General features: G+C 44.4%; 2 protein-coding genes. Both read left to right on the top strand.

What is annotated here, in order from left to right; translation table 11 throughout:
• A partial coding sequence (locus tag ABZB17_RS22200; RefSeq protein WP_372653808.1) for a sugar phosphate isomerase/epimerase family protein occupies window positions 1-720 on the top strand: 720 nt, incomplete at its 5' end.
• 304 nt (window positions 721-1,024) lie between these two features.
• A complete protein-coding gene (locus tag ABZB17_RS22195) occupies window positions 1,025-2,338 on the top strand; it encodes a Gfo/Idh/MocA family oxidoreductase (protein WP_045025769.1) in 1,314 nt (437 codons plus the stop codon).
• The last annotated feature ends 143 nt before the right edge of the window (window positions 2,339-2,481 follow it).

Raw genomic sequence — 2,481 nt, 5'->3', positions numbered from 1 at the left:
GTTTGGGGCGATGGCGATCCGGAAGGTGTGCGTCAGCGTGCAGCCGAAGAAATGGTAAAAACGGCCGAAGTGGCCAAGCGACTGGGAGTGGATACCGTGGCTGGATTTACCGGAAGCCCGATTTGGCACATGTTGTATTCGTTTCCACCCGTATCGCCTGAAATGATTGAAGAAGGTTATGCCGATTTTGCACGGCGCTGGAAACCGATTCTTGACGAATACCAAAGCCTTGGAGTAAAATTTGCATTAGAAGCACATCCTACCGAAATAGCTTTTGATATTCACACTGCACACCTGGCACTAAAAGCGTTGGATTATCATCCGGCATTCGGATTTAACTACGATCCCAGCCATTTCGGCTATCAGCATGTGGATTATGTGCGTTTTATCTACGAGTTTGCCGATCGGATTTTTCATGTGCACATGAAAGATGTTTACTGGAGCGATGTGCCAACCGGAGTTGGTGTTTTTGGAGGCCACATGGAATTTGGCGATAACCGTCGTTACTGGAATTTCCGCAGTTTGGGAAGGGGTAAAATTCAGTTCGAGAACATTATCCGGGCGCTGAATGATATCGGTTATAACGGGCCGCTCTCCGTAGAATGGGAAGACAGCGGGATGAACCGTGAAGCCGGGGCTGCAGAAGCCTGTGAGTTTGTTAAAAAGATTGATTTTGCGCCATCGGATGTAGCATTTGACGATGCCATGCAAAAAGAATAAAAAGAAGACGTGTAAGGCCGGGAGCATATTGTTTCCGGCTTTCTTTTTTTCGAACTATTACGAAAAAAATAAGCCTATATTAAGCTAGTGTTTGAATAGCAGGAGAGTGAATTTATAATCCGGACTATAAAATCTGTTGTAAAATACCTTACTAAGTGAGCGATGACTGTTAAAAAAAAACGGCATTAAAAATGGATAACTTAAAATTATTCTACAAATTTGGGGTCGGTTACGCGATGGAAGGTCTTCCTGAACGAATTACAAATGAATTAAGATTTATTTTCTAATACCAACTAAAAATAAAATGACTAATAGAAGAGACTTTATCAAAACATCGGCAATGGCAACAGCTGGCGTAGGGATTGCGTCAGGAATGCCTTTAGCGATGGAATCGTGCTCGGGAGCAAACGATAAACTGGTTTGTGCTTTGATTGGGGCAAAAGGAATGGGATTTAGTGATTTGCAAGCCTTTTTAAAGCAAAAAAATACCGAGTGTGGCGCTATTTGCGATGTTGATGAAAACGTTTTGAATCAGCGAATTGCCGACGTTGAAAAGATTCAGGGAACAAAACCAAAAGGATTTAAGGATTTCAGAAAATTACTGGAAGAACCCGGTATTGATGTGATCATTATTGGTACACCCGACCATTGGCACTGTTTGCCGTTTGTTTATGCCGCGCAGGAAGGAAAACATATTTACTGTGAAAAACCATTGGCAAACTACATCGAAGAAATCAACATCATGGAACGTGCGTGGAAACGTTACGGAACAATTGCCCAGGTAGGGCAGTGGCAGCGTAGCGATAAGCACTGGAAAGAAGCGGTTGATTTTGTATATACCGGCGCGCTGGGTAAAATTCGTACCGTACGTTGCTGGTCGTACCAGGGTTGGATGAAATCGATTCCGGTAATGCCCGACGGGCCTGTTCCTGAAGGTGTTGATTACGATATGTGGTTAGGACCGGCAAAAGCACGTCCGTTTAACCCGAACCGTTTTCACTTTAATTTCCGCTGGTTCTGGGATTATGCTGGTGGATTAATGACCGACTGGGGAGTACACATTATCGACTACGGTTTATTTGGAATGAAAGCCAAAGCACCTAAATCGGTTATGGCAATGGGTGGCAAATTCGCCTATCCTGAGGATGCTTGCGAAACTCCTGACAGTATGCAGGCTTTATACGAATTCGACGACTATACATTACTTTGGGATCATGGCCTGGGAATCGACGGTGGTTACTACGGCCGTAGCCACGGTGTAGGTTTTGTTGGTAACAACGGAACTTTGGTGGTCGACCGTAACGGATGGGAAGTTATTCCAGAAGGTGGAAGAAACCCCAAAATGGATCGCGTAGAATTGAAAAAAGGCGATGGACAGGGATTGAACAACCACATGGCTAACTTTATCGATTGTATTAAAGATGGCGATCAGAATACAAATTGTAATGTTGGTATTGCTGCCAATACCGCTCGTGTGGCTCACCTGGGTAACCTGGCCTTAAAAACCGGTCAACGCCTGTACTGGGATGCCGATAACAGCAAATTTATTGGTAACGATGCAGCTAACGAACTATTGGTGCCAACCTACCGCGCACCATGGGAGTTGCCTAAAGTATAAAAAGACAAATACCAGATATTTTGAAAAAGCAGGCTCATTTCGGGTCTGCTTTTTTTGTGAAAGTCCCCATCATTTTATGTGTATTGCCGTTTGAGTTTCGTCCGGGAGAACCATCTGGCTTCGATCTGCTTTCTTCGCCGGAC

Source organism: Draconibacterium sp. (assembly GCF_041583095.1).
Taxonomy (GTDB): Bacteria; Bacteroidota; Bacteroidia; order Bacteroidales; family Prolixibacteraceae; genus Draconibacterium.
This window is presented reverse-complemented; position numbering and strand designations above follow the sequence as displayed.

Bases quoted from the DNA above. Each gene is read 5' to 3' on its own strand.
- ABZB17_RS22195 (WP_045025769.1), top strand. From the start codon at position 1,025: ATGACTAATAGAAGAGACTTTATCAAAACATCGGCAATGGCAACAGCT.